Raw genomic sequence first — 16,235 nt, 5'->3', positions numbered from 1 at the left:
GCACGGCGGCGTTCTGCCGCGCCGAAGGCCGGTTTTCACCGGACCGTACGGAATTCCACGCCAATCGGACGCTGCCGTAGGATCGCACCCGTGCGTGACCGAGGAGCAGAAACGGCGATCCGCGTCGGCGGCGCGGTCGTCGTCGTGGCGGCGGCCCTGCTGGCCGCCGTCGTCGAGTCGTTCCTCGTGCCGTTCTACATCGGCGCCACCGCCGTCCCCCTGGCCGGAGCGCTCGCCTTCGCCGGCAACTGGGCGCTGGCGGCGCTCGCCGCGTGGTGGGTCGGCCGGCGCTGGGCCGTGCTGCTGACCGCGTTCGCCTGGTTCGCGGTGGTGATGACCGCCTCGATGCCCACCGACGGTGGGTCGCTGGTCATCACCGCGACCTTGAACGGCTATGCGCTGCTTCTTGCCGGGACCGCCGGCATCGCCGTATCGCTGTGGCAGTATTTTCGTCCGGTACGGGCGAAGGCACTCACCCCTGAACGAACACCGAAGGAGACCGGACCGTGAACCTCCTCAAGCGCTTCATCGCCGCCTTGGGCGCCTTCCTCAAGCCCCTGCTCATTTCGCACTGGCCCTCGATCTACGGCTTCGCCGTCGCCTTGGTCGCCGCGAACCTGGCCGGGCGGATCTTCTCGAAGTCCTTCGACGAGTCCACGGTCGTCGGCGACCTGATCGGCGTCTACACCTTCGGTGCGATGGCGGCCGTGGCGGTGGTCGCCGGGATCTGGTGGGGCGTGCGCCGCCGCAGGCAGGAGATCACGCCGGAGCTGCTGTCGATCTTCGTGGCCACGACCTTGTTCGCGGTCCTGGTGAACCCGTTCATCGCGCGTGTCGCGTTCCCGAGCGTCGACGGGATCTTCTCTCAGACGGTCATCTACTTCGCGCTGCTGTCGCTGTCGGCCTGGGTCGGCTACCTCATCGTGATGGCCCTCGGCGTCGACCACTACGGGCGCGAGCTCAAGGCCACCGAGCTCGCGTTCGAGAAGAAGGCCAACCCCGCCCGGGCTTAGTCGGGTCCCGGGCCGCGGTAGTGGTACCGGTAGCGCTCGCCGAAGCCCTGCCGGGCGTACATGGCCAGCGCGGCCTCGTTGTCGGTCTCCACTTGGAGCGCCACCCGCGTCGCCCCCTCGTCGGCGGCCCACGCCGTCAGCGATTCCATGACCCGGCCGCCGAGTCCTCGGCGGCGGTGCTCCGGGAGCGTGCCGATCCCCGAGATCACGGCCGTGTCGCCTTCGATCGCGGCCCGGCCGTGCGCGGCGAGCGTCCCGTCGCGGCGGATCTCGGCGAACGCCCGGCTCGGTCCCGAGCCGAGCACCGTCGCCGCCGCCTTCGGCTTCCCGCGCCCGAGTCGCTCCAGCAGGTCGTCGGACGGCTCGTGGACGATCGCGGCCTCGCCAGAGGAGCGAACCGGCTCGATCGGCTTGGTGAGGACCGCGGTCTCGCCTTCGGCGGTCCAGCCGCGCGAGGCCAGCTCGGCGTCGAGCCGCTTGCCGACCGGCTTCGCCACCGTGATGAGCGGCCGGGCGTCCCGCTCGGCGTACCAGCGTTCGACCCGTTCGATCGCCTCGTCGAGGTCCATGCCCGGTTCGGTCGGCGCGAGCACCGAGTTCGCCCGCCGGGTGAAGCCATCGGAGTACCGCAGCAGCCACGAGCCGAGCTCGGCGGTCTCGACCGCGGGCCAGCTCGCGGCCAGTCGCCGCTCGAGCTCGAGGATCTCGGAGTACGGCGTAGGCTTGGGTGGGATCGGGCGGGCGGCCACCACGTCGGCCGCTTCCACGGTGACCACCGTCCCCGAGGACGCCCTGACCCACAGACGGCCGGCCTCCGCCTCGATAAGCTCACCGACGACGTCGCGGAAGCGCCGACCGGGAGCGGGGTCCGCCAGACGCATACGGACGACGACCCGCCGGCCCACGTGATCAGGTCCCAGCATCTGGAGCACCCCTTACCTTCGGGTCTACTACAACGAATAGGCTTTAACCTCATCGCAGCGCAGTCCGCCCGATTGCGCGCCGTAGGAAGGACGACTCGTGACTTACATCATCGCTGAGCCGTGTGTGGATCTGCTCGACAAGGCCTGCATCGAGGAATGCCCGGTCGACTGCATCTACGAAGGCAACCGGATGCTCTACATCCACCCCGACGAATGCGTCGACTGCGGGGCGTGCGAGCCGGTCTGCCCGGTCGAGGCGATCTTCTACGAAGACGACGTGCCCGAGGAGTGGGACGGCTACACCAAGGCCAACTACGACTTCTTCGACGAGCTCGGCAGCCCCGGCGGCGCCTCCAAGGTCGGCAAGATCGACCGCGACGACCCGTTCGTGGCCGGGCAGCCGCCGCGGGGAGAGTAGCCGGTGGCCTACCGCCGTCTCCGCAGCGCCTCCCCGGCGCGGCGGCTGCCGCAGTTCCCGTGGGACCGCCTGGGCCCGTACAAGGACCGCGCGGCCGCCCATGCCGGGGGCCTGATCGATCTGTCGGTCGGCACCCCGGTCGACGAGGTGGCGCCGTCGATCCGGAGCGCGTTGTGCGAGGCGGCCGCTCGGCCGGGATATCCGACCGTGGCCGGCCCGCCGGAGCTGCGGGAGGCCATGCGGTCCTGGCTGCACCGGCACACCGGCGTCGGCGACGACGTGGCCGTCCTGCCGACCGTCGGCAGCAAGGAGCTGGTGGCGAACCTGCCGGCCCAGATCGGCGTCAGCGCCGGCGAGGCCGTGGCCTTCCCGGAAGTCGCCTACCCGACGTACGAGATCGGCGCCGTGCTCGCTGGGGCCGACCCGGTCCCGGTGGCCGATCCGCGCGACGCCGCCCGCCCGGCCGAGCTGGCCGGCGGGGGAGTGAGCACCGGGCGTCTGCGCCTGGCGTGGATCAATTACCCCGCCAATCCGACCGGGGCGGTGGCGACGGTCGAGTACCTGCGCGGGCTGGTCCGCTGGGCGCGCGAGAACGGGATCGTGCTCGTCAGCGACGAGTGCTATCTCACCCTCGGCTGGGACGCCGAGCGGCCTCCAGTGTCGGTCCTCGACCCGCGCGTCAACGACGGCGACCTCACCGGCCTGCTGGCCGCGCACTCGTTGTCGAAGCGGTCCAATCTGGCCGGCTACCGGTCGGCGTTCCTCGCCGGCGATCCGGCGATCGTCGCCGATCTGCTGGAGATCCGCCGGCACGCCGGTTTCATGGTGCCCTGGGCGGTCCAGCAGGCCACGATCGCGGCCCTCCAGGACGAGGAGCACGCCATCGAGCAGCGTCTGCGATATGAGTCCAGGCGGGAGATCCTGCGGCCCGCGCTCGAGGACGCCGGGTTCCGCATCGACGATTCGGTCGCGGGCCTGTACCTGTGGGCCACGCGGGGCGATGACTGCTGGACGACCGTGGAGTGGCTGGCCGAGCGGGGCATCGTCGCGGCTCCGGGGGAGTTCTACGGACCAGGGGGCGGCGAGCACGTGCGGGTGGCGCTGACCGCGACCGACCGGGCCGTCGCCGACGCCGCCGAGCGACTGCGCTGAAACGGACCGAGAGGGGCCCGCGGCCGCCGGCCGCGGGCCCCTCTCGGTCGGCAGCGGCTCGGGCACGGCCCGAGCCTTTCCCCCGCTAGGCCCCGGGATCCGCCGGCTCGACCGGTTCGACGGGTTCGACCGGCTCGATCGGCTCGATCGGCTCGACCGGCTCCGGAGGAACCTCACCGGACAGGGACAGGACTATCTCCAGCACGGTCTGGCAGGTCTCGGTCAGCGCCCCGACGTCGGGCACCTCCGGCGGCTCGACTCCCGGTAGCTCCGGGAGCTGCTCGGTCTCGCCCGGGAGGGCGCCCGGGTCGGGCGACGCCCCGACGAGGGCCTCGACCGCGACCTGGAGGTCTGCCAGGCACAGCTGGAGATCGACCAATGCTTCCAAGTCGATCTCGATCGGATCGGGCAGGCTCGGCACCTGCTCGGACTGCACCGGTTCGGCCTCGACCGGAGCGGCGACTCCGACCGCGGGCGTGGCGGCGAAGACCGCCAGTGGGACGGCGGCCGCTCCCGCCAGGACGCCCCGCCAGATCTTCCTTGCTTTGTTCGGTGTGGACTCTGCCATTCGGATTTCCCCCGTGTGTGCGATGTGGCTCGGCACCTCCGCGGCCGGGTGTGTGCAGCGCCCGAGAGACGCTCCGACTACGAAGAGTGACGAGACCCCTACACCGACAGGACTATATGCAGGGTTGCGGTGCCGTGTGGGACTTCGCCGAAAAACACTCGGGAAAGGACCGAGCGTTCCTATCGTTACGAGCGGTGCCGCAACTGACTGGCGTCTGTCAGAGGTTCGGGCCACACTGGTCGGGTGACAGACTCGCCGCTCATCGGCCGGGAGCACCCGGCCTCGCAACTGCGCGCCGCGGTGGAGCGGACCGCCGCCAGCCACGGCGGACTCGCCCTGGTCACCGGCGAAGCGGGCATCGGCAAGACCGCCCTGGTCACCGACATCGCCACTACCTGCCGCGGCGACCTCCGGGTCCTGTTCGCCACCTCCTGGGAATCCGAGGCCGTACCCGAGTACTGGCTGTGGACACAGGTCGTGCGCTCCCTGCGCGGCCAACTCGACGACGAGACCTGGGAGCGGCTCCCGGTCGACGCCCCCGCCGTCGGAGCGCTGCTCGGCCGGACCGAGACTTCCCTCCCCAGCGAATTCGAACTGTTCGACGCCGTCACGCAGCTGCTCATCGCCGCCTCGCACCGCAAGCCGCTCCTGGTCGTCCTCGACGACCTCCACTTCGCCGACTGCGGCAGCGTCGAACTGCTCAAATTCGTCTCCCAGCACACCTGGTTCGAGCGGATCATGTTCGTCGGCACCTACCGCGACACCGAGATCGACCCCGGCCACCGGCTGCGCGGCACCATGCTCCCGCTGGTCGCCAAAGCCCTCATGGTCACCCTCGACGGACTCGACGAGGCCGGCGTCGCCGAACTCGTCCGCGGCACCGTCGGCACCGCCCCCGAACCCGACGTCGTCTCGGAGATCACCCGACGCACCGGCGGCAACCCGTTCTTCGTCGAGCAGACCGCGCGGCTGTGGGCCGCGGGCCAACCGGTCGACTCCAGCACCGCCGGCATGCGCGACGCCCTCCAGCGGCGACTCGAGCAGCTCGACGAACGCCTCACGCGGATGCTCACCCTCGCCTCGGTCGGCGGCAGGGAATTCCACGCCGCGGTCATGGCCCAAGCCGCCGGCATGGACGTCCACGACATCGAGACCGCCCTCGACGTCGCCTGCCAGACCAAACTCGTCAGGCGCGAACACGACCGCTACGTCTTCGTCCACGACCTCGTCCGTGAGACCCTCTACCGCAGCATGAGCGACGACGAAGTCGCCGTCCACCACGGCTGCATCGTCCGCGCGCTGGCCGCCGACGAATCGCTCCAGAAACTCATGCACGCCCCCGAGATGGCCCACCACGCCTGGCTGGCGGGCGACACCCTCGACCCCGAGACCGCCGTCCACTTCCTCGCCCGCGCCGGAGCCGAGGCCAACAGCTGCGTCACCGGCGCCACCGCCGAAATCCACTTCCGCCGCGCCGTCGAACGCTGCACCCCCGAGATGGGCCGCCGCCGCACCCTCCTTCGCCTCGAACTCGCCGGCGTCCTCAAACACCTCCGCCGCGACCAGGAGGCCCGGACCGTCTACGACCGGGCACTGCTCGAAGCCTCCGACTCGGGCGATCCCCTCCTGCTCATCCGAGCGATCATGGCCTCCCCGCAGGACGAACGCATCGGCGACCTCGTGCGCATGAAGACCCGCGCGTTCGAATCGCTCGTCGGCCGGGCCCCCGAACCCGGACTCGGCCACTCGGAGCTGACCCGGCGACTGCTCACCGAATACATGACCGCCGCCCGCGAGCGCGGCACCGACGAGGACGTCGCCTTCGGCCTGTGGGCCACCCACTCGATCCTGTGGGGCCCGGGCACCGCCGCCCGTCGCCGCCGCCTGGTCGAAGAACTCGAACAGATCTCCCAGCGCACCGGCGACCTCGACTCGCGACTGTTCGCCGCCTCCCTGTGCTGGGTCGCGATGCTCGAACAAGGCGACCCCGCCTACCGCGGCCAGCTCGAGACCTTCTGCGCCCTCGCCTCGAGCACCGACGCCGAACGGTGGCAGCACGCCGTCCAAGTCGACCGGTCCATCATCGACCTGCTGCGGGGCCGCTTCGAGGACGCCGCCGCACGGATCGAGACCGCCGGCGCGTCGGCCGGCGACGATCCGATGTACAACGACCTCATACGACACCTGCGGTGGGAACTGCGGTACGCCCGCGGCGAAGCGCCCGATCCCATGCCCGAAGCATGGCGCTCCGTGTTCGGGAACTGGCCGACCGATCTCCTCACCGGACTGACCGCACTGCGGCGCGGCGACAACGCCGAAGCCCGCCGCGTACACGACCGCCTCGGAGCCGAAACCGACGACTTCAGCTCCTGGTCGTCACTGCGGCTCAGGTTCGAAGCCGAACTGGCCGCCGCCGAACGCGACGCCGAACTCGCCGCGCGCGTCCGCGAACAGCTCCGGCCCCACGAAGGCGAATGGCTCATCGCCATGTGGGGCTGCAGCGTCAACGGCCCCATCAGCTACTGGCTCGGCATCATGGACGCCGCGCTCGGCGAACGCGAACGCGCCGCCGAACACCTCGCCGCGGCCATCGAACAGTGCGAACGCCTCGACGCCCGGCTATGGGCGGAACTGGCCCGCAAGGCCACGGTCGACCTCGCCGCCAGCGTGGCCCCGCCCATCGGCGACGCCGACAGCGCCGTCTTCCACCGGGACGGCTCCACCTGGACCCTGCGCTACGACGGCCTGACCGTCCACCTGCCGCACACCAAAGGCCTGGCCGACCTGCGCCTCCTACTCGACCGGCCCGGAACCCACGTGCCCGCCGTCGAACTGCTCGACCCCGACGGCGGCGGCGCGATCGAGACCGACGCCCGGCTCGGCGGCGACGACGTCCTCGACGCCGAAGCACGCGCCCGCTACCGCGACCACCTCGAAACGCTCGACGAACAGATCGACACCGCGGCCGCGCTCGGCGACGACGACCGGGCCGCCGCGCTCGACGCCGAACGGCAGGCCCTCATCGACCAACTCAGGGCCGCCACCGGACTGGGCGGGCGCTCACGGCGCCTCGGCGACAACGCCGAACGCGCCCGCAAGAGCGTCACCAACCGAATCCGGAACACCCTCAAGAAGATCGAGGCGGCGCACCCGGCGCTGGCCGAGCACCTCCGCGAATCGGTCGCGACCGGATCGAGCTGCGTCTACCGGCCCGGCGCGCACACACCGCGCTGGCGGTTCTGAGGGGACGAAACCGGGCGGGCGGGCCCCGCCCGGTTCCACCGGGTGTTTTGAATCAGGTCTATCGGCGGTTGTAGGCCCGGACGGTCAGGAAGCCGAACACCGCGACGAATCCGGCCGACCAGATCAGCGTCGTGGCGACCGAACCGGTGTCGACATTGCCGTCGAACAGTCCGCGGACACCGTCCACGAGTTGGCTGATCGGCGTGTTCCTCACGACCGGCTGGAGCCATCCGGGCATGGTGGACGGATCGACCATCACATTGGACAGGAACGTCAGCGGGAACAGGATCGACATCGAGATCGACATGACCGTCTTCTCCGAGCGGGTGATCAGGCCCAGCCAGGTCCACAGCCACGAGAAGGAGAAGCAGAACACCAGCAGCAGCGCCACGCCCAGCAGCACGCCGTCGGCGCCGCCTTCGGGCCGGTAGCCCATGACCATGCCGGTGCCGAACATGATCGCCCCGGCCGCGGCGTAACGGAACACGTCCGCCAGCAGGTAGCCGACCATCGGCGCGGCCCGCCAGATCGGCAGCGTCCGGAAGCGGTCCGACACGCCCTTGTTGATGTCGATGTTGACGCTCATGCCGGTGTACATCGTCGTCATCACGATGCTCATCACCATGATGCCCGGCAATAGGAACTGCAGGTAGTCACCGGTGCCGCCGGCGATCGCGCCGCCGAACAGGTAGGTGAACATCAGGAGCATCATGATCGGAAACAGCACGATGTCGAACAACTGCTCCGGCACGTGCTTGATCTTGAGCATCGCCCGCCAGCCGAAGGCCCGGGCCGCCGCCCACGGGGCCGGCGCCGCCGGGCGTTCGCCGGTGGCGAGCAGATGGCGCAGGCGCTCCTTCTCTACCGGCGCCGGAACATCGGCGTCCGTTGTCGGCTTGGTCTCCGTGTAAGCCATGGTGGTTTCCTTTCCTTAAGTCTCGCGAGGATGCTCAGGCGTCGACGCGCTCGGTGAGGGCGAGGAAGACCTCGTCGAGGCTGGGCCGGCCCAGCGAGAAGTCGTCGACGAGGATGCCCGAGCGCGAGAGTTCGCCGAGGGCGTGGGAACCCTGGGCGGCGGTGTCCTCGCCGGGCTTGAGCAGGGCGGTGAGCGCCACCGGGTCGTCATCGAGCTCGACCTCGGCGCCGAGCGCGTCGGCCAGGATCTTCTGCGCGTGCTCGCGCTGGTCGGTGTGGTGCAGCCGCAGCTTGATCGACCCGGCCCCCACCGAGGACTTGAGTTCGGCCGGCGTGCCCTCGGCGATGACCTTGCCGGTGTCGATGACCGCGATGCGGCCGGCGAGCTGGTCGGCCTCCTCGAGGTACTGCGTGGTGAGCAGCACGGTGGTGCCCTCGCCGACGATGGTCCGGATGACGTCCCAGACCTGGTTGCGGCTGCGCGGATCGAGCCCTGTGGTCGGCTCGTCGAGGAAGAGCAGCTTCGGGGTGATGATGATCGAGGCGGCGATGTCGAGCCGCCGGCGCATGCCGCCGGAGAACGACTTGACCTGCTTGCCCGCGGCGAAGGTGAGACCGAAGGCGTCGAGCAGCTCCTCGGCCCGCGAGCGGGCGGCGGGCTTGGTGTAGCCGTAGAGGCGTGACAGCAGCACGAGGTTCTCGGCGCCGGTGAGGTCCTCGTCGAGCGAGGCGTACTGGCCGGTGAGGCTCACCTGGGTGCGCACGGTCGCCGGGTCCGCGGTGATGTCGTGGCCGAACACGGTCGCGGTGCCGGCGTCGGGCCGCAGCAGAGTGGCGAGCATCCGGACGGTGGTGGTCTTGCCGGCGCCGTTCGGCCCGAGGACGCCGTAGACGGTGCCCGCCGGCACCGCCAGATCGACGCCGTCGACCGCCTTGATCTCCTTGAAGTGCTTGACGAGCCCCTCGGCTCGGATCGCGATCTCGCGGTTCGCCATGATGGCCTCCTGGGTGCGTTTCTTGCTCTCACCCAGTAGGCGCTACACCCCCGACAAATCCCCGGGCTCACCCCGCTACATCGGATGTAGCAGTGTTCTACATCACGAGATCGGCTATACGGTTCAGGCGGTGCGGTGGTGCTTGGGGCGGATCACGAGCCAGAGGAACAGGGCCGCGATGCCCGAGCCGATCGCTATGGCCGCCGCGGTCGTGTTCCACACCCCCGGCAGGCGCAGCTCGTAGAAGTCGGCGAACGGCGGCACCGCCAACACCAGCGCGAACGCGCCGCCGCAGGCGGCCACCAGGCCGAACTTCCACCACGTGTAGGGCTTGGCCACGATCGCCAGCGCCGCCAGCGCGATCGAGAACAGCGTGATCCCCGCCGTGGTCTGCGCGTCGATGTGCGCGCCCCCGTGTCGCAGTGACATGAGGTAGACGATGAAGGTCGGCACCGCGCAGGCCAGGCCCGCGGGCACCGCGAACCGCAGCACCCTCGACACGAAGCCCGGTCTGGCGCGGTCGAACGTCGGCGCCAGAGCCAGGACGAACGCGGGCAGGCCGATGGTGAACACGTTGATCAGCGACTGGTGGATCGGCACGAACGGGTACGGCAGCTGCTCGCCGCCCTGCAGCGACGACACGACCGCGCCGATGCCGACCAGCAGCGCCAGGGTGATGGCGTAGACCGTCTTGGTCAAGAACAGGTTCGAGACCCGCTCGATGTTGCCCAGCACGCGGCGGCCCTCCGCCACGACGTGCGGGAGTGTCGCGAACTCGTCGTCGAGGAGCACGACCTGCGCGACCGAGCGGGCCGCGGGCGAGCCCGAGCCCATCGCGATGCCCAGGTCGGAGTCCTTGAGCGCGAGCACGTCGTTGACCCCGTCGCCGGTCATCGCCACGGTGTGTCCGCGCGCCTGAAGGGCTTTCACGAAGTCGCGTTTCTGGTGCGGCTGGACCCGCCCGAAGATCGTGTTGTTCTCGAGCGTCTCGGCCAGCTCCTCCGGTGTGTCGGGGAGCCTGCGGGCGTCGACGGCGTCGCCGGCGCTCTCGACGCCGAGGCGCGCGGCGACCGCCCCGACGGCGGCCGGCGAGTCGCCCGAGATGATCTTGATCGTCACGCCTTGGTCCCGGAAGTACTCCAGCGTCGCCCGCGCCGTCGGGCGCAGCCGCTGCCGCAGCACCACCAGCGCCTTCGCCTCGACGCCGACGGCGCCGCCGGCGGTGGTGGCGGACTGGGCGCGCGCCAGGACCAGCACCCGCAGGCCCTGGGCCGCGAGCATGTCGGCGTCGAGCGAGACGGGGTCGTCGCCGTCCATGAGGACGTCGGGCGCGCCGAGCAGCCAGGTGCCGTGGTCGGTGAACCGCACGCCGCTCCACTTGCGCGCCGAGGAGAACGGCATCGTCTCCATGACCCGCCACCCCGGGTCGCCGGTGCCCTCGCTCGCGATGTGCCGGGCGATCGCCTGCATGGTCGGGTTCGGGCTGTCGTCGGCGGCGACCAGCGCGGCGATCGCGATTCCGGCGTCGTCGCTGAGCGGGCGGATCTCCTCGACGTCCATGCCGCCTTCGGTGAGCGTGCCGGTCTTGTCGAGGCACAGCACGTCGACGCGCGCCAGTCCCTCGATCGCGGGCAGCTCCTGCACCAGGCACTGGCGGCGGCCCAGGCGGACGATGCCGACCGCGAAGGCGACCGAGGTGAGCAGGACCAGCCCCTCGGGGATCATCGGCACGATCCCGGCGACGGTGGAGACGATCGTCTCCCGCCAGTTCTCCTGGTCGGCGACCTGGCTGGCGATGAGCAGGATCGCGACCGGCACGATCAGCCACGAGATGAGCTTGATGAAGCGGTTGATCGCCGACTGGAGTTCGGAGTTGGTCCGTTTGAACCGGCTCGCCTCCTCGACGAGTCGGGCCGCGTAGGAGTCCGCGCCGATCCGCTCGGCGCGGAACACGCCGGTGCCGGCGACCGCGAACGAGCCGGACTGGACCAGCTCGCCGGGGGCCTTGGACACGGGGTCGGCCTCGCCGGTCAGCAGCGACTCGTCGATCTCGAGGTTGCGGGACTCGACCACCGGCCCGTCGACGACGATCCGGTCGCCCGGCTCGATCGCCACCAGGTCGTCGCGCACGATGTCGCCCGGGTCGATCTCGACGGCCGTCCCGTCGCGGATGACCTTCGCCTTCGCCTGGTTGACCAGTGAGAGCTTGTCGAGGGTTCGTTTGGCGCGCAGCTCCTGGATCGTGCCGATCGCGATGTTGGCGAGGATGACGCCGGCGAACAGGGCCTGCTTCCAGTCGCTGAAGGTCACCGCGATGACGGCGAGGATGCCGATGAGGGCGTTGATCGGGGTGAGGAAGTTCGCGCGCAGAATCGCCGAGAGGGGTCGGCTCGTATGCCGTTTGGTCTGGTTGACGGCCCCGGCGTCGATGCGCTCGGCCACTTCGGCGGCCGTCAGGCCGCGATCACCGGCGAGCATGGGAGTGGTCACGCCGTCAGCTTATGCGATCGCGACATCGCCTGAGTTCCTCCGTACTACCGGTTCTCACGTACTCGCGCTCCTTCCGCCGCAGGGCCGGGGGTCGGCCGGATTGCCGACGCGCGGCCCCGGCGACCCGGCCGCACCGGTCCGCTCCTGGCGACGCCCCGCCGGGTGCGACCCGTAGAATTCCTGAACATGGCCAAAGTACTCACACCGCAGAGCGAGGACTTCCCTCGCTGGTACCAGGACGTCGTCGCCAAGGCCCAGCTGGCCGAGAACGGCCCGGCGAAGGGCCAGCAGGTGATCCGACCGTCCGGGTACGCGCTGTGGGAGCGCATGGTCGAGGAGATGGACCAGCGCATCAAGGAGACCGGCACCGAGAACGCCTCGTTCCCGCTGCTCATCCCCGAGTCCTACTTTCGCAAGGAGGCCGACCACGTCGAGGGCTTCGCGCCCGAGCTGTGGATGGTCACCCACGGCGGCGGCAAGGAGCTCGAGGAGAAGCTCGCGGTCCGACCGACCTCCGAGACGGTCATCGGCGAGTACATGGCGAAGTGGGTCAAGTCGTACCGCGACCTGCCGCTGCTGCTGAACCAGTGGTGCAACGTCATGCGCTACGAGCTGCGCACGCGCCTGTTCCTGCGCTCCTCGGAGTTCCTGTGGCAGGAGGGCCACACGGCCCATGCCACCTACGAGGAGGCCCACGAGTTCACGCTGCGGATCCTCCACGACGTCTACGCGGACTTCATGGAGAACGTGCTGGCGCTGCCGGTGCTGCGCGGCATCAAGACCGAGGCCGAGCGCTTCGCCGGCGCGCTGAACACCTTCTGCGTCGAGGCGATCATGCGCGACGGCAAGGCCCTGCAGATGGGCACCTCCCACGAGCTGGGCCAGAAGTTCTCCAAGGCCTTCGACATGCAGTACCTGGGCGCCGACGGGCAGCAGCACCACGCCTGGACCACTTCGTGGGGCACTTCGACGCGGATGGTCGGGGGCCTCATCATGGGCCACGGCGACGACGCCGGGCTGCGCGTCCCGCCGCGCCTGGCGCCCGTCCAGGCCCACGTCATGGTCGTCAAGGACTCCGACGAGGTCGCGGCCGCCGCCAAGAAGGTCTACGACGAACTGCGCGGCGACGGCGTTCGAGTGAGACTCGACACGCGCGGCGACGTCGCCTTCGGGCGCCGCGCGGTCGACGCCGAGCTCAAGGGCTACCCGGTGCGCATCGAGATCGGCCCCCGTGACCTCAAGAACGGCGAGGCCACCCTGGTCAGCCGCATCGAGGGCACCAAGGAGACCATCCCGCTCGGGATGCTCGCCGAGGCCGTGGCGACCGCGCTCGACGCCGACCAGCAGACCCTCTACGACGAGGCCCTGGGCCGCCGCGAATCGCTGACCGCGGAGGTCTCCACGGTCGCCGAGGCCGTCGAGGCCGCGCAGACCGGCCTGGCCCGGATGCCGTGGGAGGCATGCGGGGTCGAGGGCGAGGCCGAGGCCGCGAAGTCCGGCGTGACGGTCCGCTGCCTGCAGCGCGCCGACGGCTCCGTCCCCGACACGTTGGATGAGGACGGTCTCATCGCCTACCTGTCGCGGTCGTACTAAAGGACCTGGTGCGCTACACTTCGTGGCTGTAATGAGCTTTGGGACGGGTGCCCTCTCAACAACCGTGACGCAAAGCCAGGTCCTAGCACCGCCGCGATCCAGCATCTCCACTCTGGGATGCGGTTGTGCTTACGTGATCCTTAAAACAGGAGTTACAGGAACGTGGCAGTAAAGATTCGCCTCACGCGGATGGGGAAGATTCGTACTCCCCAGTACCGCATCGTCGTGGCCGACTCGCGCGTCAAGCGCGACGGCAAGGTTATCGAGAATGTCGGGATCTACCACCCGAAGGAGAACCCGTCCCGGATCGAGGTCAAATCCGACCGGATCCAGCACTGGCTCTCAGTCGGCGCGCAGCCGTCCGAGCCGGTCAAGCAGCTGCTGTGCAAGACCGGCGACTGGCAGCGGTTCAAGGGCCTGCCCGAGCCGTCCCCGCTGAAGGTGGCCGAGGACAAGCCCGAGAAGGACTCGCTGTACCTCGCCGCGCTCAAGGAGTCCGGCGTCGACCCGAGCAAGGCCTACGTGCCGGAGGAGACTCCGGCCAAGAAGACCGCCTCCAAGTCCAAGAAGAGCGCCGAGAAGCCGGCCGAGTCGGCTAAGACGGAAGCGGACAAGACCGAAGAGGCCCCGGCCCAGCAGGCCGGGTCCGCTGAAGACAAAGGGGAGTAACCGTGTTGCGGCCAGCGCTTGAACACCTCGTCAAAGGCATCGTCGACAATCCCGACGATGTCCGGGTCCGTCTGGTCGACTCCCGTCGCGGCAAGCGACTCGAGGTCCGGGTCAATCCCGACGACCTCGGGACGGTCATCGGCCGGGGTGGCCGGACCGTCAACGCCCTGCGTCAGGTCATCGGCTCGGTCGGGGGCCGCGGCATCCGTGTCGAGGTCGTCGACTCCTACTGAGTCTCACCGCACGGCCCCGAGGTTCGCCTCGGGGCTGTTCTTTTTTGAATGAGGTTCCCGCTGTGACACAGGTCGTGGTCGGCCGCGTCGCCCGCCCCCACGGGGTCAAGGGCGAGGTCGTCGTCGAGCTCCGCACCGACGAGCCCGAGCGCCGCTTCCAGCCCGGCACCGAGTACGACACCGACTCCGGGCCGCTGCGCGCCGAGACGGTGCGCTGGCACCAGGGCCGCCCGATGCTCACCTTCGCCGGCGTGTCCGGCCGCGACGCCGCCGACGCGCTGCGCGGAGTGGAGTTGAAGGTCGAACTCGGCCCCGACGAGCTGCCGGAGGACTCCGACGAGTTCCACGACTCCGAGCTGGTCGGGCTGCGGGTCGTCACCGCCGAGGGCGAGGAGGTCGGCACGGTCGCCCGAGTCGACCACGGGCCCGCCTACGAGATCCTCGTCGTCAAGCGGCGCGGGCGCCACCCGGCGCTCGTCCCGTTCGTCGCCGAGATGATCGACGACATCGACCTGGGGGCCGAGACCGTCGTCATCGACCCGCCGCCGGGCCTGCTGGAGCTGTGATGCGCCTCGACATCGTCACCGTCTTCCCCGAATACTTCTCACCCCTGGATCTCTCGCTGATCGGCCGGGCCCGCGAGCGCGGCCTGATCGACCTGGGCGTCCACGACCTGCGCCGCTGGACGCACGACGTGCACCACTCGGTCGACGGTCCGCCCGCCGGCGGCGGCGCCGGGATGGTCATGAAGCCGCAGCCGTGGGGCGAGTGCCTCGACGAGCTCGTCCCCGGCGATGACCGGCCGCACCTGCTGGTCACCAGCCCGGCCGGGCGGCCGTTCACGCAGGCCATGGCCCGCGAGCTGGCCGCCGAGCCGTGGCTCATGTTCGCCTGCGGCCGCTACGAGGGCATCGACCAGCGCGTGGTCGACCACGCCTCCGACCGGATGAGGGTCACCGAGGTCTCGATCGGCGACTACGTGCTCTTCGGCGGCGAGGTCGCCGTCCTGGCGATCGTCGAGGCCGTCGCCCGCCTCCTGCCCGGCGTCCTCGGGAACGCCGCCTCGCTGGAGGACGAGTCGCACAACGACGGCCTGCTCGAATCGCCCGCCTACACCAGGCCCGCCTCCTGGCGCGGCCACGACGTCCCGCCGGTGCTGCTGTCGGGCGACCACGGGAAAGTGGAGCGCTGGCGGCGCGACCAGGCGCTCCTGCGCACCGCGAGGGTGCGGCCCGATTTGCTGGCCGGACCGGCCCGGAACAGCCTCGACGAACGTGACCGGCGCCTACTCGAAGGGGCCGGGTTCGCTCTGCCCTCCGAGGATGTGGCAGAGTAGTGAAGTTGCCGTGATGTGCCGTGCGTTCAAGCGGTACCTCTCCCGGTGAGGACCTTAAGCATCTTTTCTTCAACGAGGGTTGAGTTCAATGAACGTTCTGGATGAGCTGAACGCTGCTTCCATGAGGGCCGACGTGCCGGATTTCCGTCCCGGCGACACCGTCCGAGTGCACGTGCGGGTGCAGGAGGGTGCGAGGTCCCGTGTCCAGGTATTCCAGGGCGTCGTCATCCGCCGCCACGGCTCGGGCATCGGTGAGACCTTCACCGTCCGCAAGCTGAGCTTCGGCATCGGCGTCGAGCGCACCTTCCCGGTCCACGGCCCGATGGTCGACAAGATCGAGGTCGCCCAGCGAGGCAAGGTCCGTCGCGCGAAGCTCTACTACCTGCGCGACCGCAAGGGCAAGGCCGCCACCAAGATCAAGGAGCGGCGCGACTCGTAGGACTTCGAGTCCTCCGCCCCGGGCCCTGCGCGGTCCGGGGCTTCCGCATTTCCGCCGAATTCCGTTAGGCTCGACCGCATGAGTCCTGGTTCCCCCGATGACGGCGCCCCGCGGAAGCGAGTGCCCCGCCGCATCGACTGGGGCCGACTCCCCGGCCCGAGCGCCGGCAGCGGCGGCCCGCCGCCGCCCCCGCGACGCCCCGTCCGCCGCGGCGCCCCGCCTCCCGGCCGCATCCCCGCAGCGCCCCG

Annotated in this window: 16 protein-coding genes; 11 read left to right on the top strand and 5 right to left on the bottom strand. The window is 70.1% G+C overall.

All coding sequences use genetic code 11. The features are described from left to right. Positions 1–90 precede the first annotated feature (90 nt). Complete coding sequence (locus ACYVL2_RS00080; RefSeq protein ID WP_460538906.1) at positions 91–510, top strand: hypothetical protein; 420 nt, start codon at positions 91–93, stop codon at positions 508–510. Further along, positions 507–1,013, top strand: coding sequence for a hypothetical protein (locus ACYVL2_RS00075; protein ID WP_460538904.1), 507 nt, complete (start codon positions 507–509; stop codon positions 1,011–1,013). Before ACYVL2_RS00080 ends, ACYVL2_RS00075 begins: the two co-directional genes overlap by 4 nt. On the opposite strand, the gene ACYVL2_RS00070 is transcribed toward ACYVL2_RS00075, so the two are convergent. Next, positions 1,010–1,936 (bottom strand): GNAT family N-acetyltransferase, encoded by a 927-nt coding sequence (locus tag ACYVL2_RS00070; RefSeq protein WP_460538902.1) that lies wholly within the window; start codon positions 1,934–1,936, stop codon positions 1,010–1,012. The genes ACYVL2_RS00075 and ACYVL2_RS00070 overlap by 4 nt on opposite strands. A gap of 97 nt (positions 1,937–2,033) precedes the next feature. Here ACYVL2_RS00070 and fdxA point away from each other — a divergent pair, with 97 nt between their 5' ends. Next, on the top strand, positions 2,034–2,354 hold the full coding sequence (fdxA, locus tag ACYVL2_RS00065; protein ID WP_460538900.1) for a 4Fe-4S dicluster domain-containing protein: 321 nt from the start codon (positions 2,034–2,036) through the stop codon (positions 2,352–2,354). 3 nt (positions 2,355–2,357) lie between these two features. Beyond that, complete coding sequence (gene dapC, locus ACYVL2_RS00060) at positions 2,358–3,506, top strand: succinyldiaminopimelate transaminase (RefSeq protein ID WP_460538898.1); 1,149 nt, start codon at positions 2,358–2,360, stop codon at positions 3,504–3,506. An 85-nt stretch (positions 3,507–3,591) separates the two neighbouring features. Here the strand turns inward: dapC and ACYVL2_RS00055 are convergent, their stop codons facing one another. Then, positions 3,592–4,074, bottom strand: coding sequence for a hypothetical protein (locus tag ACYVL2_RS00055; protein ID WP_460538896.1), 483 nt, complete (start codon positions 4,072–4,074; stop codon positions 3,592–3,594). Between the two features lie 243 nt (positions 4,075–4,317). On the opposite strand from ACYVL2_RS00055, the gene ACYVL2_RS00050 reads away from it, so the two are divergent. Further along, on the top strand, positions 4,318–7,317 hold the full coding sequence (locus ACYVL2_RS00050) for an ATP-binding protein (RefSeq protein ID WP_460538894.1): 3,000 nt from the start codon (positions 4,318–4,320) through the stop codon (positions 7,315–7,317). A gap of 58 nt (positions 7,318–7,375) precedes the next feature. On the opposite strand, the gene ACYVL2_RS00045 is transcribed toward ACYVL2_RS00050, so the two are convergent. From ACYVL2_RS00045 to ACYVL2_RS00035, 3 genes are all read right to left on the bottom strand, one after another. Continuing rightward, the gene (locus ACYVL2_RS00045) at positions 7,376–8,233 is read right to left on the bottom strand and encodes an ABC transporter permease (protein WP_460538892.1); all 858 of its coding nucleotides are present in this window, start codon (positions 8,231–8,233) and stop codon (positions 7,376–7,378) included. Between the two features lie 34 nt (positions 8,234–8,267). Next, positions 8,268–9,227 (bottom strand): DrrA family ABC transporter ATP-binding protein, encoded by a 960-nt coding sequence (locus tag ACYVL2_RS00040; RefSeq protein ID WP_460538890.1) that lies wholly within the window; start codon positions 9,225–9,227, stop codon positions 8,268–8,270. Between the two features lie 123 nt (positions 9,228–9,350). Then, positions 9,351–11,717, bottom strand: coding sequence for an HAD family hydrolase (locus tag ACYVL2_RS00035; protein WP_460538888.1), 2,367 nt, complete (start codon positions 11,715–11,717; stop codon positions 9,351–9,353). 186 nt (positions 11,718–11,903) lie between these two features. Between ACYVL2_RS00035 and proS the strand changes: the two genes are divergently transcribed. The 6 genes from proS (at position 11,904) to rplS (ending at position 15,987) form a co-directional block, all read left to right on the top strand. Next, positions 11,904–13,310, top strand: coding sequence for a proline--tRNA ligase (gene proS, locus ACYVL2_RS00030; RefSeq protein WP_460538886.1), 1,407 nt, complete (start codon positions 11,904–11,906; stop codon positions 13,308–13,310). A 162-nt stretch (positions 13,311–13,472) separates the two neighbouring features. After that, the gene (rpsP, locus tag ACYVL2_RS00025) at positions 13,473–13,979 is read left to right on the top strand and encodes a 30S ribosomal protein S16 (RefSeq protein ID WP_460538884.1); all 507 of its coding nucleotides are present in this window, start codon (positions 13,473–13,475) and stop codon (positions 13,977–13,979) included. Positions 13,980–13,981: 2 nt separating this feature from the next. Then, complete coding sequence (locus ACYVL2_RS00020) at positions 13,982–14,212, top strand: RNA-binding protein (RefSeq protein ID WP_460538882.1); 231 nt, start codon at positions 13,982–13,984, stop codon at positions 14,210–14,212. A gap of 62 nt (positions 14,213–14,274) precedes the next feature. Further along, positions 14,275–14,778, top strand: a complete 504-nt coding sequence (gene rimM, locus ACYVL2_RS00015; RefSeq protein ID WP_460538880.1) for a ribosome maturation factor RimM — start codon at positions 14,275–14,277, stop codon at positions 14,776–14,778. Beyond that, the gene (gene trmD, locus ACYVL2_RS00010) at positions 14,778–15,548 is read left to right on the top strand and encodes a tRNA (guanine(37)-N(1))-methyltransferase (RefSeq protein ID WP_460538878.1); all 771 of its coding nucleotides are present in this window, start codon (positions 14,778–14,780) and stop codon (positions 15,546–15,548) included. Before rimM ends, trmD begins: the two co-directional genes overlap by 1 nt. 88 nt (positions 15,549–15,636) lie before the next feature. Beyond that, the gene (gene rplS / locus ACYVL2_RS00005) at positions 15,637–15,987 is read left to right on the top strand and encodes a 50S ribosomal protein L19 (RefSeq protein ID WP_460538876.1); all 351 of its coding nucleotides are present in this window, start codon (positions 15,637–15,639) and stop codon (positions 15,985–15,987) included. The last annotated feature ends 248 nt before the right edge of the window (positions 15,988–16,235 follow it).

This window comes from Glycomyces halotolerans (genome assembly GCF_054779575.1).
Note: the sequence above shows the minus strand (reverse complement) of the source record. Positions and strands in the feature narration are given on the sequence as shown.